This is a genomic window from Erythrobacter crassostreae (assembly GCF_019204045.1).
GTDB lineage: Bacteria > Pseudomonadota > Alphaproteobacteria > Sphingomonadales > Sphingomonadaceae > Erythrobacter > Erythrobacter crassostreae.
This window is the reverse complement of sequence record NZ_JAGSPC010000001.1, coordinates 12,396-38,053: the sequence shown is the minus strand read 5'-3', so window position 1 is coordinate 38,053 and position 25,658 is coordinate 12,396. Positions and strand designations below refer to the sequence as shown.

Sequence of the window (25,658 nt, the reverse complement as noted above, 5' to 3'; positions counted from 1 at the left end):
GCGGAAAGCTTTATTCAACCTCGCCATTGCCCTTATCTTCTGGATCGCCGGGTAGTGTGATGTTGCTGAACGTCACAGTACCGGTGCGGCCTTCGCGCAGGATCTTGCGGAACTTGGTCTCACGCTGGGCAAGCAGGCGGGCCATGCTTTGCGGGATGCGGAAGCTTGGCGTGCGGCCATCGGATTCGATGTTCTGATAGGTGGGCTCACGAATGCCGCCAGCCAGATCGGCGATGTCCCATTCCTTGATCACGGCTTCCACGTCGGTGGTTGCTGATAGGATTTTGTTGGTATCGGCGTTGGCATATTCCGCGACATGTGCGCGAACATCGGCTCCGAAATTGTCGAAGAAGTACGGAGCCGCTTCGGCATAGAGTTCGGACACTTGCAGCGTATCGCCTGATTTCTGCGATCCGCGTAGCGAGTTCACAAAATCGCGAGCAGTCTTGTCGAGCAAGCGGGCCACATTGTCGGCGTTGTAGGCTTCGCGCTGGATCGACGGACCGCCGATCTCGCCGCGCCAGAAACCGTAAATGACCATCGGGTCTTTCCAGTTCTGAAAGACAATTTTCTCACGAATGTCGCGCGGGCTCAGAGCAATGCCTTCGACCGTGAGAAATTTTGCATCGTCCAATGGCACGCCGCCGACTTCGATTTCGCGCGGTTGACGCACGGGCCATTCACTCGCGATCTTTTCGATCATCGCGACATTGTGGAGATTGATCCAATAGGCGAGCTGTTCGTTGCGTGACAGCGACTGAATGTCGACAATGTCTGCGGTCGCTTCGAGATCGCGGCGATATTCGCCAAAGCTGGCTTTCACATCGGAATCGAGGAAGCTGAACATGATCCGCGTGCCTTCAAGGCGGTAGCGAGAAACATGGCCGTATTGACGGCGCGAACCGTAGCTCGGGTCAGGGCGCCCTGCGGTTTCGCGCAGCGACGGGCCCATCGAAACGACGACGCTTTTCATGGCTTCGTCCCAGATCGAATAGTCGATCTTGTCGTTTGTGGCGTTCGCAGCCGGCACGAAGGTCGCGAACTGCGGATCGCTGGATCGAGCATCTTGAGCGGTTGCTGGAACAGCGATCAGCGCGAGAGCGCTGGCAGCTGTAAGGGTAAGAGCCTGAAGGCGGGGCATTTGTTCGGTCCTTCCTGAAAAGGGTTGTTACCGCCCTCTTCCGGGGCTTGATACGGGTACTCCGGGGAGGAGCGGGGGATGTGCGCCACGTAGCTTATTATCGTTGCCGAGGCGGGATCGGCTTTGGGGAAACCCGCAGAGGGTAAAACCGATCCCGGCCTCGTGCTTATTTTATAGCGCAAAGCGAATTGCATGTGTTGCAAGTTGTCGGATGAGGTGTGTTATTCATCGAACACACTTGTCGTTGGTCGGCGGAGGGACAGCCTATGCGGGATGCGGGCGAGATGGCATGATGCGCCGCTATGGAAACCAAACATGTGATAGAGACCGTAACAAGGCAGTCTTCCCGGATAGCTTCAACGTTGGCTCAGGCGTTTCAAGGCGATCCGGCATTCTCCTGGATCGTTACTGACCCTGACGCTAGGCGCCCGATGTTACCGCGTTTCTTCAAACTTATGGCGGAACAATCACTGAGGCATGGCACGGTGCTGGCGTCTGGGCAGCGGCATGCCGCTGCGCTCATCTATCCCGCGGGAGAGGTGAAAGATGATCGATTGTGGGACACAATCCGCCTGCTCAGCATGTTTAAAACCGCTCTGCCGCGCGGATTGAAGGTCGCAGAGGCTATGCATGCCCGCCATCCGCATCCGCAGCCCTATCTCTATTTGAGATATGTGGGTGTTGCGCCGCAGGCTCAGGGGAAGGGTTGGGGTGGCGCCTTGGTAAGAGCAGTGATCGCAAGCGCAGCCGAAGTCGGCCAAGGCGTGCTGCTCGAAACAGCAACACCGAGCAACGTCGCGATATACTCGCGGCTCGGGTTTCAAATCGATTCTGAATGGGAGGTGCCGGGTGGCGGTCCAAAATTCTGGACCATGATCCACCCGGCAGCCTGATATCCGATCGGCGATGAAGCCGGTTTCCTGCGCGCGCTCTTAAATTAACATGCGCAACGGAAAGACACTTATTTTGGCGAAAGCACCATCAGCATCTGGCGGCCCTCCAACCGAGGGAATGCCTCTACCTTGGCGATTTCTGCAGCATCATCCTGCACACGTTTCAGCAGGTCCATACCAAGATGCTGGTGCGCCATCTCACGACCGCGGAACCGCAGCGTGACTTTAACTTTGTCACCATTGCCGATGAACTTTGTCACGTTGCGCATCTTCACATCATAATCATGCGTGTCGATATTCGGACGCATTTTGACTTCTTTGATGTCCTGCGTCTTTTGCGACTTGCGCGCCAGATTGGCTTTTTTCTGGGCTTCGAAACGGTATTTGCCAACATCGAGGAATTTGCACACCGGCGGGTCCGCATTGGGGGACACTTCGACAAGGTTCAGGCCTTTTTCATTGGCCTGTTCTGTCGCTTCTTTGGTGAACATCACGCCAAGGTTTTCGCCTTCGTCATCAATGACGCGGACCTTGGGGACTTGAATAAAACTATCGAAACGAGGGCCGCTCTTAGTTGGCGGGGCCATCGAGCGCCGGGGTGGACGAGCTATGTGAGAATCTCCTGTTATAGCCGGTGTGTATTGCGCGCTATGTAATGCCTACATGGTCGAAACGCCAGATGAGTCTTAGGCAGCAGCGCGATAAAGCGGGAATGTGACCAATTTACCCTTTGCGGGCAGGACCGCGTCGATCTGGCTTGCAGGCCCCAACGCTTTCAGAATTTCGGGAGAGCCTGCGTCCATTCCGCCGGTATAGGCTCCAAATGCAGGTAGGATCATCCGGTCTTCGCTTTGGGGAGACCGGCTTACAACGCCGCATGGCCGCGCAATGTGCCTGTCTCTTACTTTTACGCGCATTTTGGGATGATAATGGCCGGATAGTTCGGCGCGCGTTTCGCCGCGCTTGGCCTCATGCCGCAGCGTGATCCCGCCAATTTCCATCTCGTCAACCAAGGTCGCGCCGAACGAACGGTGCATTTCTTCGTCGTGGTTGCCAGTGATCCAGACCCAATCAAGCGCGCGGGTCAGCGATTCCAGCATTCCGGCGGCATAGGGATCGAGCCGGCTTGTGCCTTCGCTATCGTGAAAATTGTCACCCAGCGTGATGACGCGCCTTGCGCCTGTTGCCTTTACGCTGTCAGCCACCCGTTCCAACGTTTCGCGGCTGTCATAGGGGGGCAGCATTTGCCCTTGCTTGGCATACCAGCTGCCCTTTTCCAGATGCAGATCGGCCACCAGCAAGGCACGTTCGCGGGGCCAATAAAGCGCGTTGCTCTTCATCAGAACAAGCTCTTCACCAGCGAAATCGAGCGGCGCGCCAAAATTGACCGGGAACGAAACGGGAACCATGCGATGCTTTTGACGCTGCGCGATGCCTTTGGCAAGCGCCGTTTCAGCAAACATGCGGTTGACTTGATCTGTGTCAAAGCGGATGGACAGCCGAACTGTCATCGCGCGTTGCGAGGCAGTTTAAACGACGGGGAATACTGAATGAGCGATTGGGCGCCGAAGACGGCAAAAGCGAAAGAATGGTTCGAAAGTCTGCGCGATCAAATCTGCGCTGCGTTTGAATCGATCGAACGCGATAATGGCTCAGATGCTTCGTTTGAATACACCCCTTGGCAGCGCGAAGAAGAGGGCAACGATGACCCCGGCGGCGGCACGCAGGGCCTTATGAAGGGTAAGATCTTTGAGAAGGTCGGCGTCAATGTGTCGACCGTGCGCGGCAATTTCCCGAAAGAGTTCGCTGGTAATATCAACGGCGCCGATCCCGAAAATCCCGGCTTTACCGCAACCGGCATCAGTCTGGTTGCGCATATGCACAACCCGCATGTGCCAGCTGTCCATATGAACTGCCGTTTCCTGACTACGGGCAAGGCATGGTTTGGCGGCGGCGCTGACCTAAACCCGCCGCTTCCCTATGAAGAGGATACGGACGAGTTCCACGCCAGCATGCGCGCGGCCTGCATGGCTCACAACCCGACCTATTATGAGAAATACAAGAAATGGGCGGATGAATATTTCTACCTGCCTCACCGCGAAGTACACCGCGGGGTTGGAGGCATTTTCTACGATCATCTCGAATGCGATGATGATCCGTCATGGGACCGCAATTTCGCCTTTACGCAAGATGTCGGCAAGGCATTCCTCGACATCTATCCAAAGCTGGTCCGCAAACGGATGGCGAGCGATTTCACCGAAGAAGACGTGGCGCAGCAGCTCGAATATCGCGGTCTCTATGCCGAATTCAATCTGGTGTATGACCGGGGCACTATCTTCGGCCTAAAAACCGGCGGCAACATCGACGCGATCCTGATGAGCCTACCGCCGAGGGCGACGTGGAGCTGAGGCGCAAAACCAAGCACTATGCGCTGCGGGTCGTTGGGGCGGCCCTGTCTACGATAGCCCTTTTGGGTTGTGTCGCGACATTAGGCGAAGCGCATCGCGGAACGGATTTGCAATTTCTGTCGATTGATCCAGTTGAATTTGAAGTCGCATACATATGGACTGCAACCCCAGGAGCCTATGTCGCTACGCTCTCAGGTGGCGATGGCGCAAGCTGTTTGGATGTCCTTCCTGATAAGGAAAGCACCAAAGTCGAACTAGATGCTTTTGACGACTATCCGGACACGCAAAAAATACCTCCCGACACACATTTCAATGTGATTGTTGATGCTATTGCAGAGGTGTCATCTGCTCGAGCAACATACGCTGCGCGTGCTAGCGATGAGGTTCAGATTTCGTCAGCAGCGTGGTATCGGCGCAAGGGCGAGCAAGTCTTTTTGGCCTGCCCCCAAGGCCTTTACGATTGGAAGGTCTATCGCGTGGTTTCGGCTCGGCGTGTCCGTTAGTTTGATTTCCATTAATTGAGGCGCAATTCTAGTCGCGTCGTTGCCTCAACCTGTCGTGGCCTCAGCCAATATGCTCTCTTATGAGTCACCCTATGTAATTCGCGCTTGCTCCAATTCCGGTGGCAGCACATATTGAACGCGATGCTGCGCCAATACGAACTCGTTGAAAAGGTCCTAGACTACGACCCTGACGCTGACGAAGCGCTGCTTAACCGCGCCTATGTCTACACCGTGCAGAAGCATGGCACGCAAAAGCGTGCGAGCGGGGATCCGTATTTCTCGCATCCGGTAGAGGTTGCAGGTCTGATGACAGATCTGCAGCTTGATCAGGAAACGATCATCACCGCGCTGCTGCACGACACTGTCGAAGATACGCTCGCGACGATTGAAGATATCGAGGCCAATTTCGGGCCCGAGGTCGCCCGGCTGGTCGATGGCGTGACCAAGCTGTCCAAGATCGAGGCCATGCCGGAGGACGAGCGCGCGGCAGAGAATTTGCGCAAATTCCTTCTCGCGATGTCCGAAGATATCCGCGTGCTGCTGGTGAAGCTGGCAGACCGGCTGCACAATATGCGCACGCTGCACTTCATTAAGAAGCCGGAGAAACGCCAGCGGATCGCGCGCGAGACAATGGATATCTACGCGCCGCTGGCAGAGCGTGTCGGCATGTATGAATATATGCGCGAGATGCAGTTGCTGGCATTCGAACAGCTTGAACCCGAAGCTTTCACCACGATCACAAAACGGTTGGAAGAGCTGCGCGGTCAGGATGGCGGTCAGGTCGATGCCATCGCGCTCAAAGTGAAACAGGCGCTGGCCGAGGCGGGCTTGAATGTCGAAGTCTCGGGCCGCGAAAAACACCCGTTCTCGATCTGGAACAAAATGTCGGAACGTCACGTCAGCTTTGAACAGGTGACCGACATCATGGCGTTCCGTGTCATCACGGAAAACGAAGCCGATTGTTACCGGGCAATGGGTATCCTGCACACGACGTGGCAGTTCCTGCCGGGCAAGTTCAAAGATTATATCTCGACGCCGAAAAATAACGGCTATCGCAGCCTGCATACCTCGCTGATGTATGAAAATTCGATGCGGGTCGAAGTGCAAATCCGCACGCGCGAAATGCATCGCCGAAATGAATTCGGGCTGGCGGCGCATTGGGCTTACAAGCAATCAGACAGCGCCGACGGGCAAGTTGGCTGGCTGCGCGATCTGATCGAAATTGTGGATGCGAGCCATGATGCCGAGGAATTGCTCGAACATACGCGGATGGCGATTTACCAGGATCGCATTTTTTCCTTTACGCCCAAGGGGGCTTTGTTCCAGTTGCCTAAGGGCGCAAGCGCGGTTGATTTCGCCTTTGCCGTCCACACCGATCTGGGGCTCGCGTGTCTTGGTGCGAAGATCAATGGCCGGCACATGCCGCTGCGCACGCCGCTGCAAAACGGCGATGTGGTCGAGGTTATCAAAGGGTCATCGGCAGAGCCGCAGCTTTCATGGCTAAGCTTTGTTGTGACCGGCAAAGCGCGCGCGGCCATTCGCCGGAATGTCCGGCAAAAGGAACGCGCTGAGGTTGCGGACCTTGGGTCTAAATTGTTCGACGAGATCGCCGCGAAAGTTCCCGCCCGCATTGGGAAGAAGGCGATCCGCGCAGCGATCGAACGGCTGGACTTGGATGGACCGGAAGACCTGATGTTCGCCGTGGGTGCAGCCAAGCTGACCGACCGCGAGGTGATGGAGGCGCTCGTGCCCGGTTGCACCGCCGATTTCGATGAAGCGGACGATTGGTCCCCGCGTGACCGTGCGATCTCGATCAAGGGGATGACGCCAGGCGTAGGGTTTGAATTGGCTGAATGTTGCCACCCAGTGCCAGGTGACCGGATTGTCGGATTGCGGCGCAAGGGTGAAACCGTGCTGGTCCATGCAATCAACTGTCTGGAGCTAGCCAATGGCATCGACTCTGACTGGCTGGATGTTTCGTGGGGCAAACGGTCCCACGGCGCGGTCGGCAGGCTTTCGGTGACGATCTATGACCGGCCCGGAACTCTGGCGGAAATGGCGGGTCTGTTTGCGCAGAACAAAAGCAACGTCACCAGTCTGGCGCAGTCTCAGCTGGATCATCCTTTTGTGACGTACACAATTGATGCCGAGGTGCAGGATTTGTCGCACCTTGCGCGTATTCTCAGCGCCCTTCGCGCCAGTGACGCGGTGGCTCAGGCCGAACGTATCTAAAGCAGATCAAGTTCGAGAGCGACCGGATCACACTCGGCCAAATCCTCTGCGCGCATGACTTTCTTGCTCACCAACAACGTCCAGTTTTTGGTTTGCTTGGACATTTCCTCGATGTTCATCGGGAATACTGACGTTTTCCATTCCGTCGCGCCAATCCGCGCGATCACTTTGACGGAGCCAAAGCCGCGCTGTTTGCCGAATTCGAGCCTGTGCAGGCGCGCGTGCATGGCGATTGCCTCCGCCGCATCGCCTGTAACTGTGACAAGGTGATAAGTGCCGCGATCCCCCTGCCAACGTTTCAGCGGTAGCGTGGCGGTTACGTTCTCGCTCACTTGGTCTCGGCTTCCTCTGGCGCAGGCCCGTCTAGCGGTTCGTAGCGGACGTAATCAAATGTGCGCACGGGCACCGGAATGTTGCAGATATCCGCGCCGCCCGCGGGTTTGATAAAGAACGGATCGCGACGGTTGGCGCGTGCTTCGGCATATTTGGCGAAAGTTTCGCTTTCGGTGGAGAGATATTCATAGGCATATTTGCGTTCGACCGCGCTGCGCTCTTGATAGGTGCCGTTTGCGGCGAGATCGCTAACAACCCGCACTGACAGGATCGGCGTGCGTAGCTCTGCCTCTTCCTCGGTGTAGAAGCCAAGTTCGCCCGTTCCGCGCGGGAGCGAGGACAGATGCTCCATTCCGCTGATAATCCGCCCCACCAGAGCGATATTGCGATCAAGGTGACGCGGCGCATGACCGATCACAGTGTAGAGTTCAGCGCCCGAGCCGGTGTCCGGCGAGTAGTTCCGGCCCACGCCGACCATGCCGTAGCAGTGGACGGGCCAACTTCGCCGGTGCTGCATGCCATTGTTTTTCTCTGGGTCGAGAGATGATGCTAGCGGAAATCCGCGTGCGAAATAGGTCTCCTCAGAATAACTGTCATTCGCGATTGGTTTCCCTGCGACAACTTTGATTTCGTCAAGACGAAAACCAGACTGGAGAAAATATTCCTCTTCCCCCATCACCTTAAGCCCCTCGGGCAAAGGCTTCTGCTCCATCTCACCGCTTTCCGGATTGTCGTATCCGGGATCACCCCATTGGACGACGTAATTGTCCTGTACCCGGTTTACGCTGATCCCGTCATACCATTTGGCGCGGGCGAGGGTACGGATGTTGCTGACCCAGCCTTGCGAGAACGGCGCAGGCATCAACTGGATCACAACTTCACGCGGCTCGCCCTTCGCATCCGGCGCTAGCGTCATCACGATCAGATCATCGGTATCGATCTGCACCCACTCTTCCTTCGCCGCAGTCTCGACGATGGCATTGGGTGAGGGCGCTCCGGTTGGAGCTTCTTGAGCCGAAAGTGTGGAGGTCAGGGCGAGCGCGGCGATGCCAAGAAATGATGTTCTCATTTGCACTTCGTGCCATCATGCGGCTTGCGCTGCAATGGCAGGAAAGCTAGAGGCCCGCATCTGCCGTAATGGCATGCGGAGACGTGGCCGAGTGGTCGAAGGCGCACGCCTGGAAAGTGTGTAAAGGGGCAACTCTTTCGTGGGTTCGAATCCCACCGTCTCCGCCAACTACCCCCAGCACCAATCTCTGATTGCTGGGCGCCTGCGCAAAGCGGCGGTGTGCGCGGGTTTGAACAGGCCAAACCGCCGTTCGCTGGATCTTCAGCATCAGTCTCTGCGCAGATCAGGCCAAATTTGCGCGGCCAGTCTCTTGGCCAATCGCAATCAGATGAGTTTCCCTGTTTAACAGGCAATAACAGGGAAAATTGCTCATTTGAGGCCGAAAACAGAGCTTTTTTGGGACAATTCGCCCGCATGCCTCTGGATAAAAAACCCAGATTACAGAGGGTTAGTCTCTGTAAAATGGGGTTTCCCTGTTAATCGCCGGAACAGGGTATTTATTGGGGTGTAACAGGGGCTTTTATAGCAGGAACAGGCCCTGCTCTTTGCTGGAACAGGCTATTTGGAATGCGGCCAATTGAGCACTTCGCGCTGCTCTTTCCAGCTTAGCGGGATGTGCATTTTGATAAGCTGCTGCAGGTTGAGGGATTGCGGCTGGCGGCCTTCCATAATGCCGCGCTGAATATCCGGAGCCAGAAACGCAAGCCGGAGAATGTTGCGGTTATGGGCAATGGGCGGAGAAACCTCGATCACCGGCATGCCCTTGCGGTCGCGGCCCAATAAAGAATGAGCGCGGCGGAGCGCTGCAATCAATGTCGGGTCGGGATGAACGTCAGACTGGCCCTCGGCAATGACCAGACGCTGACCTCCTCGCAGTGGCAAAGAGACCGGTATTTTGATCCGGCAAATCTTGGCGGATGTATGGATAATCTGCTCGCCGCTTCGCAGCTGCCGGGCAATGTCATCAGCAAACTTCGCCGGGCATTCAAATACCAAACCGCAATCGACGATCCTCACAGCCGTTACAGATTCGAGAGGGCGATCTTCGCGCGGCAGCCACCGTGCTGCTGTTTCGGTGATGATGGATTCGATTGCGTCCGCAGGAAGCCTGCGAACTTCATCGTTGCTGTTCTTCCCCGCGCCCTGCTGCAGCGATGCCGACACGTAGTATCGATAGACCCCGCCTGAACGCCCGCGCGAGAATGTCGGGGTCATTACCTCGCCATTTGCATCAAACAGCTTGCCGGTGAGCGTCGCCTTGGCGGCGCGGGTTCCAGCGCCAGCTTTGTGGCGCTGGGCTTGGCTATTGAGCTTAACCTGTACGCGCTCGAACAGGTCTGGATCTACGATCCCGTGATGCTCGCCTTCGAACACCTTATCCTTGTGCACGATCTGGCCGAGATAGATGCGGTTGCGCAGCAGGTGAAAGAGCGCGCCGCGGCTAAACGTCTGGCCGCCCATCGTTCGCCCTTTTGCAGTAACGTGCAGCTTTGAAAGGATACCGCCTGCCTCAAGATCGCGCTGGAGGGCATGAACTGAGCCAAGCTCAAGATAGCGAGCAAACAGATGGCGGACGCGCTCGGCCTCCTCTGTATTGACCTTCAACGTGCGTGATCCATCGGTCGGCGGATCGTATCCCAGCGGCGGGATCCCGCCCATCCACATACCCTTGGCTTTGGATGCTGCGATCTTGTCGCGGATGCGCTCGCCGGTAACCTCGCGCTCGAACTGGGCAAAGGACAGCAGGACGTTGAGCATCAAGCGCCCCATTGAGTCCTTCGTGTTGAACGATTGGGTCACCGATACAAAGCTGGTTCCAGCAGCATCAAAGGTCTCGATGATGCGCGAGAAATCGGTGAGCGAGCGGGTCAGCCGGTCGATCTTGTAGACCACAACCACGTCGATACGTCCCGCTTCAATATCGCTGAGCAGCGCCTGCAGACCGGGACGCTCCATCGTGCCGCCAGAAAAGCCGCCATCGTCATACAGGGTCGAAATTACCCTCCAGCCTTCACTGGCCTGACTGGTGACATAGGCTTTGCCTGCGGCGCGCTGGGCATCAAGGCTGTTGAACGACTGGTCGAGGCCTTCATCGGAGCTTTTACGAGTGTAGATTGCACATCGGACCGACTTGTCTGGTTTACTCATGCTGCATCTCGCAGTCCAAAGAAGCGCGGCCCGTTCCATCTGCTTCCGGCAATTGCGGTCGCTGCAGCTGAGAGACTGGGATACAGCTCACTTTCCCAGCAGAACCCCTTTTCCTCGACTACAACTTTTACCTCATTACCCTTCCAGCTTCGGGTGAGAACCGCGCCAACGCCAAGCCGGCGCCCCTCAGGTTGCGGCGAGCCGGTGCGGGCCAGCGCCTTGCGGGTATCAGCATTGAGCCCGCCGTAAGTCTCGGTTTGCACCCGCCATCCAAGCAGCATGCGCATGATGGGTACGGAGCGCAGGGTAGGAGGGGCGCCGTAGCGCCGCCTCCAGAACCCGCGCAAAGTTTCAAGATCCATGCCTTCGATCTCGCGCACAAGCTGCTCTGTATTGCTGACGTTTTGATCACCCCTCATGCTGCTTTCTCAGCAGAGTAACGCCGCACATCGCCGATTTTCTGCGATGTAATGATCAGCCCGCGTTTCTTGAGGGCACCTGCCATTGCGCCGCGTACAGAATGCTGCTGCCAGCCAGTCGCTTTCGTCATGTCGGTAATAGCCGCGCCATTGGCGCGCAAAAGCAGCTTCTCGAGCGCATCGAGCTTCGTGGGCGTTTTGGTTTTTGACTTGGTTGTCATGGGTGTTCTCCGGTTGATGCGGGCGCCAGATTGGCGGCCCTACCGGTGAAAGCCCGGTTCGCCGGGCACACGCAGCAATGCTCGAAGCGGCGCCGAAGTCCAGCAGCTTCAGGTTATCAACGGTTTATGCCCGAAATTCGCATCGAATCTGATATTTACCCTCTTTGGATACCCGTTTTGTTCCTGTAGATTTCTTGCATGAACACAAACCCGACAGAGGCAGCCCCCACTGCCGATCGCCCGCTCAAAGTCATCTACAAGACGGCCGCGAGCCTTATCCCTGATCCCCGCAATGCGCGTACGCATTCCAAGAAGCAGGTTGAGCAAATTGCAGCGTCGATAAAGGCGTTCGGCTTTACCAATCCGATCCTTGCCGATCCGAAGGGTAATCTGATTGCCGGCCATGGCCGATTGCGGGCCGCGAAAGAGATGGGGCTCGCTGAAGTTCCCGTCATTGAGCTTAATGATCTAAGCGAGGCTCAGAAAAAAGCCCTCCGGCTCGCGGACAACAAGATCGCGCTCAATGCAGGCTGGGATATGGAAATCCTGAAGCTAGAGCTGGCTGATCTGTCCATGCCTGAGATCGACATTGATCTGGGCCTGACCGGATTTAGCTCAGGCGAGATTGACGTCGTGCTTGCAGATAGCCCGGATCCTGATGATGAAGTAATTCCTGAGGTGCCTACCGAGCCGCGCGCCCGCCTTGGCGATATCTGGCAGCTGGGCGAACACCGGATTGGCTGCGGCGATGGCCGCGATGCCGCCTTTCTTCAGCAGATTATCGGTGAAGATGCGCAGATTGACTGCGCGTTTCTCGATCCGCCCTACAATGTGAAGATCAATGGCCACGTCAACGCGGTTGGCCGCCACCGCGAGTTTGCGATGGCGTCGGGCGAGATGAGCGAGAACGAGTTCCGCACGTTCCTCTCCGATACGCTGGGCGCTTGCTCCCAAGTATCGCGTGACGGCGCAGTTCACTTCGTCTGCATGGACTGGCGGCACATGGATGATGTCACCGCGTCGGTCAGCGAAGTTTACGGCAAGCTCCTCAACATCTGCGTTTGGAACAAAAGCAATGCCGGAATGGGGTCGCTCTACCGCTCCAAGCACGAGATGGTGTTTGTTTATAAGGTTGGAGATGAGCCGCACACCAATACAGTCGAGCTTGGAAAGCACGGCCGTTACCGTACCAATGTCTGGGACTATCCTAGCGTCAACTCGATGCGCGGATCGCGGCGTGAGGACTTGGCGCTGCACCCCACGGTCAAGCCTGTTGCAATGGTTGCCGATGCAATCTGCGATGTGACTAAGCAGGGCGAGCTGGTGCTTGATATCTTCCTTGGCTCAGGCACCAGCCTGATCGCTGCTGAGCGGGTCGGCCGCGCCTTCCGCGGTCTGGATATTGATCCAGCCTATGTCGATGTGGCGATGACACGCTGGACGCAGATCACTGGCAAGGAGCCGCAGCTGGTCCACCGCGCTGATAATGACGGCGGAGACAAACTGGAGGCTGCTGAATGAGCAAGGGCGCAAGCACTCGGTTCACCAAAGGCCAGTCCGGCAATCCCAAAGGCAGGCCCCCAAAACCGCGCCGCCCAAACATCTCGGCGTTCGAGATCATTCTCGATAAGACGCTGATAACGGCGCGCTATGGCAAGCAGCGCGAGGCGACAGTCGAGGAGGCGCTGCAGCAGCAAACGCTCAAAGATGCGTTTGCAGGTAAGCGCATGGCGATCCGTAAAGTGCTGAAGATGATCGAAAAGCGTGAGGCAGCGCTGGCTAAGAAAAACGGCTCGCCGCCAACTCCAATCGCATTGGAGGGTCATCATGGCGCGCAAAATGCCAATGAAGCCATGCGCATCCTTGGCATTTCCGAACCTGAAGCTGCTATGCCGAGCAGGTGGAAACTGATGGCTTGGGCTGCGCAGGCCGCTCTCACCCGCGCGAAGAGCAAGAGATTTACAGCAAAAGATGTGGGCGACATGAAGTTCTTCACCTTCGATGCTGACACGATCCGCTGGCCGCGAGGTCATAGTTGATGAGCGCACCAGAACCTTCGGGATACGGGCAACCGCCACAGGCAAATCGGTTCCGTAAGGGGCAGTCCGGCAATCCGCGCGGCCGGCCGAAAAACCGTCACCGCGAAGTTCCCTATGACAGCGTGCTTGGCCAGATGGTCACAATCCGCGAGGAGGGCCGCGAACGCCGGGTCACGGCTGCCGAGGCATTCCTTCTACAACTGACCCAGAAAGGGCTCGCGGGAGACAGCGCCGCGGCGCGCGCATCGCTTGAGGCTATCGAAGGAGCTCGAGCGGCCAGGGGCGATCGCAGCGGCTCTCCGATAACAAAGATCATACTTAAATCAGTCGCCAGCGGCGTTGATGCAATCCTCGAAACCCTTGGCATTGCCAAACTCAAATATCCGCAGGATGAAACCCGAGTGAGGTGGGAGCTCAATCCTTGGATCGTTGAGGCCGCGCTCGAGCGGCTTGGCGAAGAGCGGCTCACCGAAGAAGAGCAGCGCGAGGTCTGGGCGGCCACCCGGACGCCGCACAAGGTAAATTGGCCGGAGTGGTGGACGGTGAAGGAATGAATGTCGGGAATGCGCCCCAGTCCCAGACATAGCGATCCAATATTTTAGCGCACAATAGCGGACATTCTCCAAGGCCATTTCGGCCAAACATGAGAATGAATATGGTTCTAGTATATGATTGGGAGGCGCGATATGGGGCCCCGAATTCGGGACCAGAACTCTCTGAAAAAGAAACAGGCTTGAGCCGTCGTTTCTTTCTCAATCACACGTATAGGTACAGTTGCTAGATGCTCGACTAAAGGCTGTAGGCGAGCTCAACATCGCCCCAGCGCTGCCCATCAATAATGAGCGGTACGTAGACGTTTCGGACAATTTTGTAGGACGCGCCGTCTCCGACATGCCGATAAACGGCCATCTGGTAGTCGCCCTTGCTCTCTTTCGCCTTTTTGGTCATCGGGCCAATAGAAATTCGGCCATTGCGGCAATAGGCATCATCATGCACCGAATCGCCCGTCGGCTCGCGTGATCTCTCTGTCCGGTGAGTGGGCAGGAAACCATTCATGTCGCTGCAGACTGTTGCAGATACAGCAGCATGGGCCGCTTTCATTTCATCAAGGAGGGGACGCCAGTTCTGATCCGCCCACTGCGTGAAGCGGGTTCGGTACCGGACGGGATTTGAGCCTTCGATTTCGACGTATTGCGTATCGAACATGGCCTCTGCGCTGAGTTCGCCAGACTGGATGGCAGCCATGGTCACGTCCTCCACCCTTTTGCGGTTCAGCAGCGCCATGTCGACCATCTCGCTGTCCTTGGGTGACAGACCAGCTTTGACCACGGAATCGAACATTTCGCTCGCTGCAACCTCAAGCTCACCCACCAGCGTGCGCGCCGATCCGAGATCTTCGCCGTTCTTCGCTGAGGCCACTTCGAAACTCTCGATGACCTGCCGCGCGGTCGCGACTTCTCCGCTTATTGCGCCGGTAGAGCGGGTGATTTGCTCGTTATTGCGATCGACCTCGTCAAACACCTGAACCACATCGGACACCGTCGTCTCAATCCGGCTGACCGAATTTCGCGCCTTCTCACTCGTGCGTGCACCAAGTTCGATATTCCCGATCAATTCCTGGGCCTCGCCGGTAAACTGCTCCACTGTTGCACTGATTTCAGCTGTCGCTCTGCTCGTATCCGCAGCCAAGCCCTTCACTTCCGCGGCGACGACAGAAAAGGAATTGCCCTTTTCACCTGCACGGGCCGCTTCAATGGATGCGTTGAGCGCAAGAATGCCGGTTGTCTCAGCGATCTGGTCGATCTGGCTAGTGCTATGGCGCACCTGCTCCAGCGCAGCGGTAAAACCAATGACATGCTTTTCGAGCGTCCCCACCAATTCGAGCAGGGAGGATATGTCGGTAAGCGCGGTTCCGATCAGACCGATACTCTGTGACAGTTTCTCACTGCCCTGCCGGGACAGCTCACGTGCTTCGTCAGACGCGTCCGCCGCTTTGCGCTGATTTTGCTCCAGCGTCTCAAATGTTTCGATGAGGTTCGCGCGTTTCTCGCCAAGGAGATCAGAAGATTCAATGACACCCAGCAGCAAGCCAGCGACATTCGAAGATCCGACGCTGACTTCGCCGCATTTCTCGGCGATGCGATCCGACAGAGAGCCGAACTCCGGCTCCTGGGTCTCGTTTGTCGCTTCCAGTCCATTCATCAGTTCAATCCTCTAAGGTTTGACAGAATCCCACACATCTCGGCTCGGTGACCGTGCAGCTCCGGGCTAGCGGAGCAATTCTTCCAAAACGGTTTCTGTTTGATCGGGCACAGTCTCACGCAGGGCCTGTTCAATCGTCAGCGAGCGATCGGTCATTGCTTCGGCAACGCGCGCAGCCTTGGCATAACCGATTATCGGCGAAAGCGCTGTCACCTGCGCAGTGCTGGCTGATAACAAAGCGGAGCAGCGCTGCTCATCAACCTCAATCCCGCCGATGCAATTTTTGGCGAAGGTCTCAAGCGCCGCGATCAATGCCGTCGAGCTCTCATAGATCGACCAGATGATAACGGGTTCCATTGCGTTGAGTTGAAGCTGCCCTGACTCTGCCGCGAAGGTTACCGTCGTATCAGCGCCAAATATCCGGAAACAGGCCTGATTGACCACTTCGGGAATGACGGGGTTGACCTTCCCAGGCATGATTGATGAGCCGGGCTGGCGGCGCGGAAGCCTTAGTTCACCGAAGCCGCCAACAGGGCCGCTGGACAGCAAGCGAAGATCGTTGGCAATCTTGCTGAGCTTGGTCGCGATACGCTTCAGAACACCGCTGTAGAGCACGAACGCCCCAGTATCCCAGCTCGCCTCAATCTTGTCGGCCGCGCTGACCACAGGCAGGCCAGAAACCCGGGCCAATTCTTGCACGATATGCGTCTGGTAATATTCACTTGCACCGATTGAGGTGCCGATTGCGGTTCCGCCCATATTGATTTCGAGAAACAGGCTCTCAATCTCAATGAGACGTTCGATATCTTCACCCAAAGCGGTCGCATATCCGCGCATTTCCTGCCCCACCGTCATAGGCACTGCGTCTTGCAACTGCGTTCGGCCAATCTTGTGAACGTGCGCGAACTCGTCTGCCTTCTTGGTGAACATTGCAACACAGCCACGCAGCGCATCAATGAGGTGCTGATTGCGCTGAACTATGGTGAGGCGGATCGCTGATGCATAAACGTCGTTGGTCGACTGCGCCATGTTCACATGATCTTTCGGGTGGACCTTCTTGTAGCTGCCTGGCCGATCGCCCAGCAGCTCGCCTGCCCGGTTAGCAATCACTTCGTTTGCATTCATGTTTGTAGAGGTGCCAGCGCCGCCTTGGATCACATCAACTGCAAAGGGATCCCGCATTTGTCCGCCCAGAATCTCATCACAAGCCTGTGCGATTGCAGCGGCGACGTCATCTTGCAAAAGGCCCGCAGACGAATTCGTCCGGGCAGCAGCTTTTTTGATCCAGGCCAAGGCTGTGATCAGTTCGGGCATTTGCTTGATAGCAATCCCGGTTATCGGAAAATTTTGAAGCGCGCGGGCTGTTTCGACGCCGTAATAAGCACTTGCAGGGAGCGATATTTCGCCAAGAAAATCGCACTCAAGCCGTATGTGCGTGTGCTTAGCCATCGGCGCTTCTCCAATATGAGGTCAGAATATGAAAACACCCCGCTAGTCCCTGACCAGCGGAGTGTTTCGTGTTCAGCACAGCGGTAACCTAGAAGCGCACCCGTGCGCCCACATAGAACTCGCGGCCCAGAACGTCCGCTAGACTGTTTGAAAGGTTGTAGCTGGATCCATTGTTCAGGCCTGTCGGAACAAAGGCGCCGTAATCGTCAAAGATATTGTTCACGCCGCCGTAAATGCGGAATTGATCACCATTGCCGAAATCGTAGCGCACGTAGATCCGGTGGAAGTCCTGATCTCCAACCTTGAAATAGCGATCATCTGTCGGATTGCTGTTTTGAGCAATATCGTCGACCCCGCCGCCAGTATAGGTGACGGTGTAGCTCAGACGGAAACCGCCGTCGCTGTATCCAAGGCGCAGACGGAACTCATCCTCAGCGTCGCCGATTTCCCCCAATGGCGACGACGTGATTGTTTCACCGCCAATCCCCTCAAAGGAAACCTCTTGCTCGAAATAATGCGCGTAGCGGAAATCGATGTCGAAGCGGCCAGGTATGAACTCGGGCTCGAAGCGGTAAAGTATCTGCGCATCAAAACCGGATACCACTTCGGTATCGAGATTTTCCTGGAAGTTGATAACCTCGGTGACTGCACCAACGCCGTCACGCGTGATCACATCGCAGAACTTGTTATTAGGAAAATCATCAGCTGAGTAGCAGAGCGATACAGTATTTTGTGTTGAAATCGACGTGATCGCATCCTTGATCTTGATCCGGTAATAATCGCCCACGATCGTCAGGCCCGGAATGAAGGTCGGCGTGAACGCAAACCCTGCTGTGATCGTGTCGGCCGTTTCCTCCTGCACATTGGGATTACCAGCGTTGGGCCCTTGAGTGCCGGTCTGATCATCAGTGAACGGATCGCCCGCATTGTCTGGATCAGCAAAGAACGCCTGGATGCCCGGTTCGGTAAGACAATTGGCCGCGACAATCGCCAGATCGGCATTTTCAGCGCCGTCGCCCACGATTCCGGTGAGACCAGTGCCATCAGGGAGCAGACCTTCACATGGATCAGACAAGCCATCGGCATCAGGCCGCGGCGGCGAGAAGATTTCGGTCAGGTTCGGTGCGCGCTGTGAGCGCGAGTACTGGGCGCGCAGACCAATATCATCGTTTATCTTCCAAACGGCGCCGGCATTGTAGCTGAAGATCGTGCCGACTGTATTGTAATCACCAATCCGGCCAGCAAGCTGCACATTGAAACCTTCAAACACCGGGATGTCGACCTCCGCATATGCTTCGACAACCTCGTAGCTTGCGGAGACGCTGGGGAAGGTCGCCAAGGATGTGACGTCAAAATCGCTATCTGGCGCAAAGTTTGGTGTGTCACGTGTCGCGCCGTCATTGAGGTCACGGACGCCGTTTACGCCAGCAAACAAGTCACCGTCCGGATCGCCATCGGTATTTTGGCTTTCACGGCGCCATTCCACGCCAGCTGCGAACTTGAGCTCGCCCGCCGGCATGTCGAACAATGTACCTGAGACAAATCCGCCAGCGGTGTACTGCTGGCGGACCTGCTCGCCATATCCGTTGTAGCGGATGTAATCTGCCGCACCTTGGCTGATCGTGCCTTCGCCAAAGATATCGAGCGGGACGCAGCCATCGGCCCGTGCATCTGCGTCAACGCATTGGAAGCCGCCGTTTCCATCATCCTCAATATCGAGAGCAAAGCGAGCGTTTAGGAAGTTGTATTCATTGGGGTTGTTTTGCTCCTGCTTGAACCGTCCGTATGTGCCAAATACTTCATATCGCAGCGTATCGCTAAGGTCGCCCGTAACATCGGCGATAAGGCGGAAGGTTCGGCGGTCGTTTACGCGGCCCTGTTCGCCCAATTCGATCAGGCGCCTGTTGTAGCTCACGCTGCCGCTGCGCGTCTCTTCCACCTCTGGCGGAATGAACGGATGATCCGCAGCCATATTCCCAATGGTCGTGCCATCGCCAAGCCGGTCGCCACTGTTCAGCGTTTCGAAGCCGGTGAAGTAGGTGGTGTCCACATCCGAGTATGCACCCGTGAAAGAGAAGGTCGCTGCATCAGAGAATTCAAAAGACGTCGTGAGCGCGATGTTGAGAATTTCGCGTTCAGGCAGGTTTGAGCGTCCCGGCCGGAAATTCCAGCCATCGAAATCCGTGTAAAAATCAGATCCGGCAGGCCGGTTTGCAGGGCGGAGTGATTGGTCGTTGAACCATTGGCCGCCGACAAACCAAGCATCTCCTTCAAAAACACCGCCGGGGGTCGAACTGCTGAAGCTCGGCAGCAAGCAATGACGATCAGTATCGACACCAAAACAGCCGGGGGCATCGATTTCGTTGGTCCAGCCATCGCTACCGGTTGACGGGATCGGGTCGTCGAACTCGATGGCGGCGATAGTCAGTGGCCGCGATGAATCCGCAAAGACTTCGTTTTCGTTGCGATACTCAACCCCAAGCAAGGCGTAGCCCCGCCCGCCGGCAAACTCGGTCCCGGCGAGCGCATTGATGCGAAATTCTCCGCCGCCGCTTGCCTCAGGAGCGGAAAAACGCCCATCAAGTTGAACCCCGGTAAAATCATCTTCGAGGATGAAGTTGGCAACGCCAGCAATCGCGTCCGAACCATAGACCGCCGACATACCGCCTGTGAGCACTTCGGTGCGCTCAACAAAACCGGCAGGGAGGGTCGAGAGGCTGACACGGTCCGAGTTGCCCGAGTTGGAAACCGCGCGCTTGCCGTTGATGAGGACCAGCGTGCGGTCGTCTCCAAGGCGGCGCAGGCTGATCGTTGAGAGCCCGCTCGTCTGAATTAGGTTGTTTGAGCTCTGGGGGGAGATTGATTCAGAAACGCCGGGCAATTGCAGCACTGCCTCAGCAAGGTCGGTCGTACCAGATTCCTCGATATCTTCCGCGCCCAAAATCTGGATCGGTACAGCGCTCTCCTCAATTGTGCGCTCGATCCGACTGCCCGTGACAACGATCGTATTCTGCGTCGTTTCAGTTGCCAGGGTGGATTCGTTTTCAGCAACTTGGGTGTCTTGCGCTGCGGCTTGAGCGCTCATGCTCAACGCCAGCGCAAGGGCTGATGTGCTCGCTGCTGTTTTGTACGATCGTTTCATTTCAAAACCTCCCTGTCTGATTTTCGTTTGCCAGCCCCGGCACAAGACCCACCACTTGGTAGGTCGGAAGGAGAGGCTGACCAAAATCGCGGGAGGCATCTAATTCCGAATAGGCGCTAACCGATGTCAAAAACGCAAGATGCTCAAATTGAAAGATTTTTTCAAAACTCAGCGAGCAACCTCTCCCAAAAAGCTGTTTACTGCGATAGAATTGTCATAATATGTCGAAACGGGCGTTCTAGGAAATTTGAGAAACGGGGTGAGGGATCAGCCCTTCACCATTTTCGTCCACGCCCATATTTGCGCTCTCGTTTAGAGAGATTGCATGATGCAAAACCTCGTTCTCAAAGTGCAACGCGGTGCCATCATTGATCGCATAGGCCGGATATGTCGCATCGATTCCGTTGAGATGCTTCTCAAGCGCTTCACCCCGATCTTCCCTAACATCAGAATGGACCGACATGGTGCCCTTGAGTATTCCGAGGCCGCGTGTCGCCTCGATCCGCGTCTTGACCGAGTCCGTCATTCCCCATTCAAACAGGATGTTTGCCCCGGCACTTGCGCCAGACAACACGACGCCATTTTTGTAGGCACGTTTCAACGCTTTATCGGCTGACCACTCTTTCAGCAGCGCCCTAAGATTTCTGGTGGAGCCGCCATCGATATAGATCGCGTCGGCGCCTGTGAAGAAGGTCTCTGGATTGCCATCTTCCAGTGCGAACAGGTTCAGATGTCTGGGCTCAAACCCAGCAATTTGCGCGAGAGCAAAAAACTTGCCCGACTTTTCCGCAGAGTCTCCATTTGCCGCGCCAACATGCACTATAGTCGGGCGGTCTTTTCCCGTGAGCCCCATCAGATATTTGGCTAATACTGGCGTCGTGGAAGGCTCCGCGAAAAACGCAGAGGAATTGCTCATCGCCAGGATGTGTCTGGTGTTCTTCGCCATCAGGGTTCAGCCTATCCGCCAACCATACTCATGAGTTCGGCGGTTAAGATCGCGGCATAGGTTCCAAGAGCATATCCCAATACCGCCAGCAACACGCCCACCGGAGCAAGGGCGGGGTGAAAGGCACCAGCCACAACCGGCGCGGATGCCGCGCCTCCGACGTTAGCCTTGCTGCCCACGGCGATGAAGAAGAACGGCGCGCGGATGATCTTACCGACGATCAAGAGAAGCGTGGTGTGGATCAGCATCCAGATAATGCCAATCGCGAAGAACGAGGGCGCATCGCCCAACTGAAGAATGTCCATCTTGGTGCCAATTACGGTAACCAGCAGGAATATGAACACGGTCCCGAGTTTTGAGGCGCCTACTCCTTCGAGATCGCGGGCGCGGGTGAAGCTTGCGCCCAAACCGATGGTCGTGGCGATTACAACCACCCAAAAGAACTTGCTGGCAAGCACGCCGTCGCTGCTTGAGAATGCTTGCTCAAACAGCGCTGCAATGGCTCCGCCGCCCAGATGCGACAGCCCAACTGCCGCTAGGGTGAAGCCTCCCAAAACCATCCAGTCATTGGCTGTAGTGGTGCGTTCGACCGAGGCGCTGTAATCGGCCATCTTATCGCGCAGCCGCTCAATCGCCGACGTATCAGCCTTCAGCCAGCGATCGATTTTTTCGGGGGCGCCTGCACCATAAAGCAGGAAGATCATCCAGATATTTGCAACGATAATGTCGACCGCTACCAGTGCCGCATAGCGCTCCGGATTGTAGCCGTAGATTTCGAGCATAGCCGTCTGATTAGCACCGCCCCCAATCCAGCTGCCCGCGAGCGTCGCAAGACCTCGCCAGGCAGCATTTTCGCCTTCGCCAAGGATGCTCGGGTCAAACTGCACCACGATCCAAAGCGCGATCGGCCCGCCGATAACGATACCAATAGTGGCGGTGAAGAACATGATCAGCGCCTTGGGACCAAGTCCCAAAATCGCCTTCATATCGATCGACAGCGTCAGCAGAACGAGGGCTGCTGGCAGGAAGTAGTCCTTTGCAATCGGCCACAGGTTCGATTCCGAGGTGTCGATCAATCCGAACGTCCGCATCAAAGATGGCACAAGATAACAAACCAGGATCACCGGAACGAAAGTGTAGAATTTCTGCCATCCGCCGCCGAGCTGACGGGTCAGTCCAACAAAGAGGAGCACTGCGGCAAGCAGGCCGAGAATAACGCTGTCATTGGTAATCATGGCTTGGCAGTATCCTTGGCTTCATCGGTGTCCGGCTCAAGAGCGGGCAAGTCCGGCTTGTAGGCTGGCCGTCCGAGGTGCTCAGCAAACCAGGCGAGTTCACGATTGATCTTGAAGAGGACATTTCTTGGCCGCTTGAAATTGTGCGGCTCCCCCTTGCCAAGATGGAGCGCGGTCGGCGTGCCGGTGTCACGCACCGCTCTGAACATCATGATCCCTTGAGTGGGAGGAACGCGAACGTCGTTTTTGCCGCTCCAAAACAGAGTGGGCGTGGTGACTTTCCACGCGTTGAAGATCGGCGACTGCGAGCGAAAGGAGGAAAGCGGTGCGCCCTCTTTCCAGGGCGTTCCCCCAAACCACGGGGTTCTGCCGGAGCGGCGATCGCTCTCACCATATAGCGAGACCCAGTCAGCGACGCCCGCGCCCGACGAAGCTACAGCAAATCGGTCGGTCACGGTAATCAGCTTGTTGGTCATATGGCCGCCCGCGCTCCAGCCCATTTTGATCAGCCGGTCCGGATCCGCAATACCTTCGGCTACCAAAGCATCGACGCCGCTCAGCACATCGGTATGAGCGTTGCGGAAATAGTTGCCGACCATGTCGCGCATGAAGGCATCGCCATAGCCTGTTCCGCCGCGATGGTTGGGGAGGAACACGGCGTAGCCCTGGCCTGCGAGCACGGAGATATAGCGGGAGGCATTCCAGCTGCCGAATTGGGCAGAAGAGCGCGGACCGCCGTGAGTGATCGTAACCAGGGGATATTGCTCGCCCTCTTGGTAGCCGAGGGGATAAACAAGCAATCCTTCAAGCCGCTGCTCATCAGCCGCTCGCCAAGAGAAGCTGCGCTGCTTTGGCAAATCCACTTCGCTTAGGGCGGCAGAATAGACGTTGGAAAGCGGCTCAGCTTTTCCGCTGCGGGGATTGATTTCATACACTTCGCCCGGCTTCGCTCCATTGGCAAAGCGGCCGAGATGTCTTCCGGTAGAAGGGTTGTAGAGCCAATCACGCAGGGCATGATCGCCATCAGTGATTTGCGTCAATGATCCGTCGCTCACCCGCACGCGGTAAAGCTGGGAGCGCAGCCCGCTATTGCCAACGAACCAGATCGCCTCGCCCGACTTGTCCCAAGCGATATCGAGCACTTCGAGCGGCTCATCCGGCAACAGCAGCCGCGGCTCAGCATCCCCTACTGACTGGACGAACAGATTGTCCTCGAAATAGGGCTCGCCCAACGCATTAACAGTGGCGATGAAAGCGAATGAGGATCCATCAGGCGAGAGTCGCGCTGAATTCTCGCGATATCGGTTGTCGGTGAGCTGCTGCGCCGCGCCGCTCACCAGACTAACTCGCCAAAGTTCCGCTGAATTGCGATCTTCAATTTGCGGATCGAAGCGCTGGCGTAAGATCAGATGCTCTTCGTCTTCTGAGAGCGAATAGCCCTCGATTATCCCCGCGCTCGAAAACACAGCGCGGGCCTCGCCGGTTGCAAGATCAAGGTGATAAAGCGTTTCGCTCTCGTCGCTGCCGAATGCTTCAATCCGCCACTTCTTTGAAAATTCGTCCTCTGCCGGGGTGTCCCCTTCGAACACCAGCCCTGTTCCATTCGGCAGCCAGCTGACCTGCCGTATTCCCCCTGCATGATCCGTGATTCGGGCGCTTTCATTGGCGGCGGGATCGATCAGATAGGCTTGTTCATCATCATTCTTGCCGGTCTCTGCCAAAACCACAAACTGATGCGAACCCGGCCGCCAGATGGCCCCGGTTTCTGGTTTTCCAGGTAGCTGCTCAAGCATCGTCTCGCCGCATTGGCCATCGCTGCAACGAAGTACCTTGAGCGTTTCCTTACGCTCGTCCTTTTCCCAATCAGGTTCCGAAAGAATGTAGCTCAGATAGCTTCCGTCATCACTGGCTGATACGTTGGAGAGCCGCGGCAGTTCGACGAATTCGACCGGGCCGAGCGGCGCGGAACGCAGCGGCTCACTCTGAGGCATCTGCTCCGCCATTGTCAGTCCCGGCCATCCACATAGCCCCCACAAACCTGTTGCGACCATGCTGCCGTAACGAAATCCTCGCTTGATGGTCATTTCCCCCAATTTGGTGCCGCGTCTGGCCGCTGTCCCAGGCAAACGAGAGACGAAATCACGGTCGACTTCAAATTCCGAAGTCGTTAGCCTCAATGCGGAAATTGCAAGACTTTGAAAGGTAAGAGTTTTGGAGCTCAAATGGCTTGAGGATTTGGCTGCAGTTGCAAGACTTGGGCACTTTGCCCGAGCCGCTGAGGCGCGATTTGTAACTCAATCGGCGCTGAGCAGACGGATCAAAGCGCTTGAACAATGGGCCTGCGCTGAACTGGTTGATCGCACCGAACATCCCATTCGTCTAACCGCTGCAGGGACTGAATTCATGAGCAGCGGCAGTGCAATAATTAAGCAGGCCAGCGAAGCGCAGGCAGCGGCTGCGAACTATGCCAGGATCAGCGAGCGTGGTGTCACCATCGCCTGCCTTCACACACTTGCGCTCAATTTCCTCCCTAGGTTGGTGGCGGACCTTCACAGACAGGTTCCTCCATTTGAGGCCGCCATTGTTCCTGAAACGCGAACGATCGAAGAATATCTTTACGCCTTGCGAAACGGCACTTGCGACTTCTTCATCTGCTACAATCATGCCGCTATTCCGTTTGATGTCGATGTCGATGATTACCCGCGACTGGTGATCTCGGCTGATCGTGTTCTTCCATATGGCGATACGACAAAGTTCGCCGGTATTCTGGATGCAGATAACGATACCCCGATACCGCTGCTGGAATATGGGCCAACGTCGATAATGTCGCGCGTGCTTCGAAACATGATCAACAATGCGGCGTTCGAACGCAGGTTGCGGACAGTCTACCGCGCCACTTTGGCTGAGAGTTTAGCCACGGCAGCGCGTGAAGGGTTGGGGATCGCTTGGCTGCCGGAAACCATCGCAGAGCATGTCCGTGAAACCGCTTCGTTTCGACCGATCTCCGACGAGTACGTGGCCGACCTGGAGATCCTGATTTTTTCCTCACGCCACAACAAGCGCCCTACCGTCCAGAGGATATGGGACGCGCTGCTTGCGAAAGACCCGCCTAATGGAATTATGTCTTAGCCGGATCGCTACATTGATCAGCACCGCCTCTGCAGCCCCAACGACAACGACAGCAAGCAGCTATGCGAAAAACACAGGCTACTAGCCTGCAATGGCCAGTGCGTGGGCAAAGTCTAGCTCCGCTTCGCCGACCAGACTTTCCCGTTAAG

Annotated in this window: 22 protein-coding genes and 1 tRNA gene; 9 read left to right on the top strand and 14 right to left on the bottom strand. The window is 56.5% G+C overall.

Going from position 1 to position 25,658, the window contains the following annotated elements:
- Positions 1–10: 10 nt before the first annotated feature.
- Positions 11–1,141, bottom strand: coding sequence for a DUF547 domain-containing protein (locus KCG46_RS00160; RefSeq protein ID WP_218403361.1), 1,131 nt, complete (start codon positions 1,139–1,141; stop codon positions 11–13).
- Between the two features lie 302 nt (positions 1,142–1,443).
- Between KCG46_RS00160 and KCG46_RS00155 the strand changes: the two genes are divergently transcribed.
- A complete protein-coding gene (locus KCG46_RS00155; protein ID WP_218403360.1) occupies positions 1,444–2,034 on the top strand; it encodes a GNAT family N-acetyltransferase in 591 nt (196 codons plus the stop codon).
- Positions 2,035–2,102: 68 nt separating this feature from the next.
- Here KCG46_RS00155 and infC read toward each other — a convergent pair whose 3' ends face one another.
- Positions 2,103–2,621, bottom strand: a complete 519-nt coding sequence (gene infC, locus KCG46_RS00150; protein ID WP_218403359.1) for a translation initiation factor IF-3 — start codon at positions 2,619–2,621, stop codon at positions 2,103–2,105.
- Positions 2,622–2,720: 99 nt separating this feature from the next.
- The gene (gene pdeM / locus KCG46_RS00145; protein ID WP_218405199.1) at positions 2,721–3,443 is read right to left on the bottom strand and encodes a ligase-associated DNA damage response endonuclease PdeM; all 723 of its coding nucleotides are present in this window, start codon (positions 3,441–3,443) and stop codon (positions 2,721–2,723) included.
- Positions 3,444–3,584: 141 nt separating this feature from the next.
- Between pdeM and hemF the strand changes: the two genes are divergently transcribed.
- From hemF to KCG46_RS00130, 3 genes are all read left to right on the top strand, one after another.
- Positions 3,585–4,442, top strand: a complete 858-nt coding sequence (gene hemF / locus KCG46_RS00140) for an oxygen-dependent coproporphyrinogen oxidase (protein WP_218403358.1) — start codon at positions 3,585–3,587, stop codon at positions 4,440–4,442.
- Positions 4,443–4,549: 107 nt separating this feature from the next.
- Positions 4,550–4,945 carry a hypothetical protein gene (locus KCG46_RS00135; protein WP_218403357.1) on the top strand — a complete coding sequence of 132 codons (396 nt, stop codon included), beginning with the start codon at positions 4,550–4,552 and terminating at the stop codon, positions 4,943–4,945.
- Positions 4,946–5,086: 141 nt separating this feature from the next.
- Positions 5,087–7,177 carry a RelA/SpoT family protein gene (locus KCG46_RS00130; RefSeq protein WP_218403356.1) on the top strand — a complete coding sequence of 697 codons (2,091 nt, stop codon included), beginning with the start codon at positions 5,087–5,089 and terminating at the stop codon, positions 7,175–7,177.
- Here the strand turns inward: KCG46_RS00130 and KCG46_RS00125 are convergent.
- A complete protein-coding gene (locus KCG46_RS00125) occupies positions 7,174–7,509 on the bottom strand; it encodes a DUF1905 domain-containing protein (protein ID WP_218403355.1) in 336 nt (111 codons plus the stop codon). The genes KCG46_RS00130 and KCG46_RS00125 overlap by 4 nt on opposite strands.
- The gene (locus tag KCG46_RS00120; protein WP_218403354.1) at positions 7,506–8,579 is read right to left on the bottom strand and encodes a peptidylprolyl isomerase; all 1,074 of its coding nucleotides are present in this window, start codon (positions 8,577–8,579) and stop codon (positions 7,506–7,508) included. Before KCG46_RS00120 ends, KCG46_RS00125 begins: the two co-directional genes overlap by 4 nt.
- 77 nt (positions 8,580–8,656) lie before the next feature.
- On the opposite strand from KCG46_RS00120, the gene KCG46_RS00115 reads away from it, so the two are divergent.
- Positions 8,657–8,746, top strand: a tRNA-Ser gene (locus tag KCG46_RS00115).
- 391 nt (positions 8,747–9,137) lie between these two features.
- Here the strand turns inward: KCG46_RS00115 and KCG46_RS00110 are convergent.
- The 3 genes from KCG46_RS00110 to KCG46_RS00100 are packed head-to-tail and all read right to left on the bottom strand — an operon-like array spanning position 9,138 to position 11,367.
- Positions 9,138–10,727, bottom strand: a complete 1,590-nt coding sequence (locus tag KCG46_RS00110) for a recombinase family protein (RefSeq protein ID WP_218403353.1) — start codon at positions 10,725–10,727, stop codon at positions 9,138–9,140.
- Entirely contained in the window at positions 10,724–11,146 is a 423-nt protein-coding gene (locus KCG46_RS00105; protein ID WP_218403352.1) for a DUF2924 domain-containing protein, read from the bottom strand. Before KCG46_RS00105 ends, KCG46_RS00110 begins: the two co-directional genes overlap by 4 nt.
- Positions 11,143–11,367, bottom strand: a complete 225-nt coding sequence (locus KCG46_RS00100; RefSeq protein WP_218403351.1) for a DUF3489 domain-containing protein — start codon at positions 11,365–11,367, stop codon at positions 11,143–11,145. Before KCG46_RS00100 ends, KCG46_RS00105 begins: the two co-directional genes overlap by 4 nt.
- 198 nt (positions 11,368–11,565) lie before the next feature.
- On the opposite strand from KCG46_RS00100, the gene KCG46_RS00095 reads away from it, so the two are divergent.
- From KCG46_RS00095 to KCG46_RS00085, 3 genes are read left to right on the top strand one after another with little or no spacing between them, the layout of a single operon-like run.
- Positions 11,566–12,888 (top strand): site-specific DNA-methyltransferase, encoded by a 1,323-nt coding sequence (locus tag KCG46_RS00095; RefSeq protein ID WP_218403350.1) that lies wholly within the window; start codon positions 11,566–11,568, stop codon positions 12,886–12,888.
- Complete coding sequence (locus tag KCG46_RS00090) at positions 12,885–13,406, top strand: DUF5681 domain-containing protein (protein WP_218403349.1); 522 nt, start codon at positions 12,885–12,887, stop codon at positions 13,404–13,406. The genes KCG46_RS00095 and KCG46_RS00090 overlap by 4 nt, the downstream gene beginning before the upstream one ends.
- On the top strand, positions 13,406–13,960 hold the full coding sequence (locus tag KCG46_RS00085) for a DUF5681 domain-containing protein (RefSeq protein WP_218403348.1): 555 nt from the start codon (positions 13,406–13,408) through the stop codon (positions 13,958–13,960). Before KCG46_RS00090 ends, KCG46_RS00085 begins: the two co-directional genes overlap by 1 nt.
- Before the next feature lie 235 nt (positions 13,961–14,195).
- On the opposite strand, the gene KCG46_RS00080 is transcribed toward KCG46_RS00085, so the two are convergent.
- From KCG46_RS00080 to KCG46_RS00055, 6 genes are all read right to left on the bottom strand, one after another.
- The gene (locus KCG46_RS00080; RefSeq protein ID WP_218403347.1) at positions 14,196–15,608 is read right to left on the bottom strand and encodes a methyl-accepting chemotaxis protein; all 1,413 of its coding nucleotides are present in this window, start codon (positions 15,606–15,608) and stop codon (positions 14,196–14,198) included.
- A gap of 66 nt (positions 15,609–15,674) precedes the next feature.
- Entirely contained in the window at positions 15,675–17,057 is a 1,383-nt protein-coding gene (locus KCG46_RS00075) for an aspartate ammonia-lyase (RefSeq protein ID WP_218403346.1), read from the bottom strand.
- A gap of 88 nt (positions 17,058–17,145) precedes the next feature.
- Positions 17,146–20,199 (bottom strand): TonB-dependent receptor plug domain-containing protein, encoded by a 3,054-nt coding sequence (locus KCG46_RS00070; RefSeq protein ID WP_218403345.1) that lies wholly within the window; start codon positions 20,197–20,199, stop codon positions 17,146–17,148.
- Positions 20,200–20,437: 238 nt separating this feature from the next.
- Complete coding sequence (locus tag KCG46_RS00065; RefSeq protein ID WP_218403344.1) at positions 20,438–21,145, bottom strand: Type 1 glutamine amidotransferase-like domain-containing protein; 708 nt, start codon at positions 21,143–21,145, stop codon at positions 20,438–20,440.
- An 11-nt stretch (positions 21,146–21,156) separates the two neighbouring features.
- Positions 21,157–22,380, bottom strand: a complete 1,224-nt coding sequence (locus KCG46_RS00060; protein ID WP_218403343.1) for a DUF819 family protein — start codon at positions 22,378–22,380, stop codon at positions 21,157–21,159.
- Positions 22,377–24,464, bottom strand: a complete 2,088-nt coding sequence (locus tag KCG46_RS00055; protein ID WP_218403342.1) for a S9 family peptidase — start codon at positions 24,462–24,464, stop codon at positions 22,377–22,379. The genes KCG46_RS00060 and KCG46_RS00055 overlap by 4 nt, the downstream gene beginning before the upstream one ends.
- 127 nt (positions 24,465–24,591) lie before the next feature.
- Here KCG46_RS00055 and KCG46_RS00050 point away from each other — a divergent pair, with 127 nt between their 5' ends.
- On the top strand, positions 24,592–25,509 hold the full coding sequence (locus tag KCG46_RS00050; protein ID WP_218403341.1) for a LysR family transcriptional regulator: 918 nt from the start codon (positions 24,592–24,594) through the stop codon (positions 25,507–25,509).
- Positions 25,510–25,658: the final 149 nt, after the last annotated feature.

What these genes read in the sequence shown, in the direction of transcription:
- infC (WP_218403359.1), bottom strand. Translation starts at nt 2,621, where the DNA reads ATGGCCCCGCCAACTAAGAGCGGCCCTCGTTTCGATAGTTTTATTCAA.
- KCG46_RS00120 (WP_218403354.1), bottom strand. Translation starts at nt 8,579, where the DNA reads ATGAGAACATCATTTCTTGGCATCGCCGCGCTCGCCCTGACCTCCACA.
- KCG46_RS00080 (WP_218403347.1), bottom strand. Translation starts at nt 15,608, where the DNA reads ATGAATGGACTGGAAGCGACAAACGAGACCCAGGAGCCGGAGTTCGGC.
- KCG46_RS00070 (WP_218403345.1), bottom strand. Translation starts at nt 20,199, where the DNA reads ATGAAACGATCGTACAAAACAGCAGCGAGCACATCAGCCCTTGCGCTG.
- KCG46_RS00110 (WP_218403353.1), bottom strand. Translation starts at nt 10,727, where the DNA reads ATGAGTAAACCAGACAAGTCGGTCCGATGTGCAATCTACACTCGTAAA.
- KCG46_RS00095 (WP_218403350.1), top strand. Translation starts at nt 11,566, where the DNA reads ATGAACACAAACCCGACAGAGGCAGCCCCCACTGCCGATCGCCCGCTC.
- KCG46_RS00055 (WP_218403342.1), bottom strand. Translation starts at nt 24,464, where the DNA reads ATGACCATCAAGCGAGGATTTCGTTACGGCAGCATGGTCGCAACAGGT.
- KCG46_RS00130 (WP_218403356.1), top strand. Translation starts at nt 5,087, where the DNA reads ATGCTGCGCCAATACGAACTCGTTGAAAAGGTCCTAGACTACGACCCT.
- KCG46_RS00060 (WP_218403343.1), bottom strand. Translation starts at nt 22,380, where the DNA reads ATGATTACCAATGACAGCGTTATTCTCGGCCTGCTTGCCGCAGTGCTC.
- KCG46_RS00100 (WP_218403351.1), bottom strand. Translation starts at nt 11,367, where the DNA reads ATGACAACCAAGTCAAAAACCAAAACGCCCACGAAGCTCGATGCGCTC.
- hemF (WP_218403358.1), top strand. Translation starts at nt 3,585, where the DNA reads ATGAGCGATTGGGCGCCGAAGACGGCAAAAGCGAAAGAATGGTTCGAA.
- KCG46_RS00090 (WP_218403349.1), top strand. Translation starts at nt 12,885, where the DNA reads ATGAGCAAGGGCGCAAGCACTCGGTTCACCAAAGGCCAGTCCGGCAAT.
- KCG46_RS00160 (WP_218403361.1), bottom strand. Translation starts at nt 1,141, where the DNA reads ATGCCCCGCCTTCAGGCTCTTACCCTTACAGCTGCCAGCGCTCTCGCG.
- KCG46_RS00065 (WP_218403344.1), bottom strand. Translation starts at nt 21,145, where the DNA reads ATGGCGAAGAACACCAGACACATCCTGGCGATGAGCAATTCCTCTGCG.
- pdeM (WP_218405199.1), bottom strand. Translation starts at nt 3,443, where the DNA reads ATGGTTCCCGTTTCGTTCCCGGTCAATTTTGGCGCGCCGCTCGATTTC.
- KCG46_RS00155 (WP_218403360.1), top strand. Translation starts at nt 1,444, where the DNA reads ATGGAAACCAAACATGTGATAGAGACCGTAACAAGGCAGTCTTCCCGG.
- KCG46_RS00105 (WP_218403352.1), bottom strand. Translation starts at nt 11,146, where the DNA reads ATGAGGGGTGATCAAAACGTCAGCAATACAGAGCAGCTTGTGCGCGAG.
- KCG46_RS00075 (WP_218403346.1), bottom strand. Translation starts at nt 17,057, where the DNA reads ATGGCTAAGCACACGCACATACGGCTTGAGTGCGATTTTCTTGGCGAA.
- KCG46_RS00085 (WP_218403348.1), top strand. Translation starts at nt 13,406, where the DNA reads ATGAGCGCACCAGAACCTTCGGGATACGGGCAACCGCCACAGGCAAAT.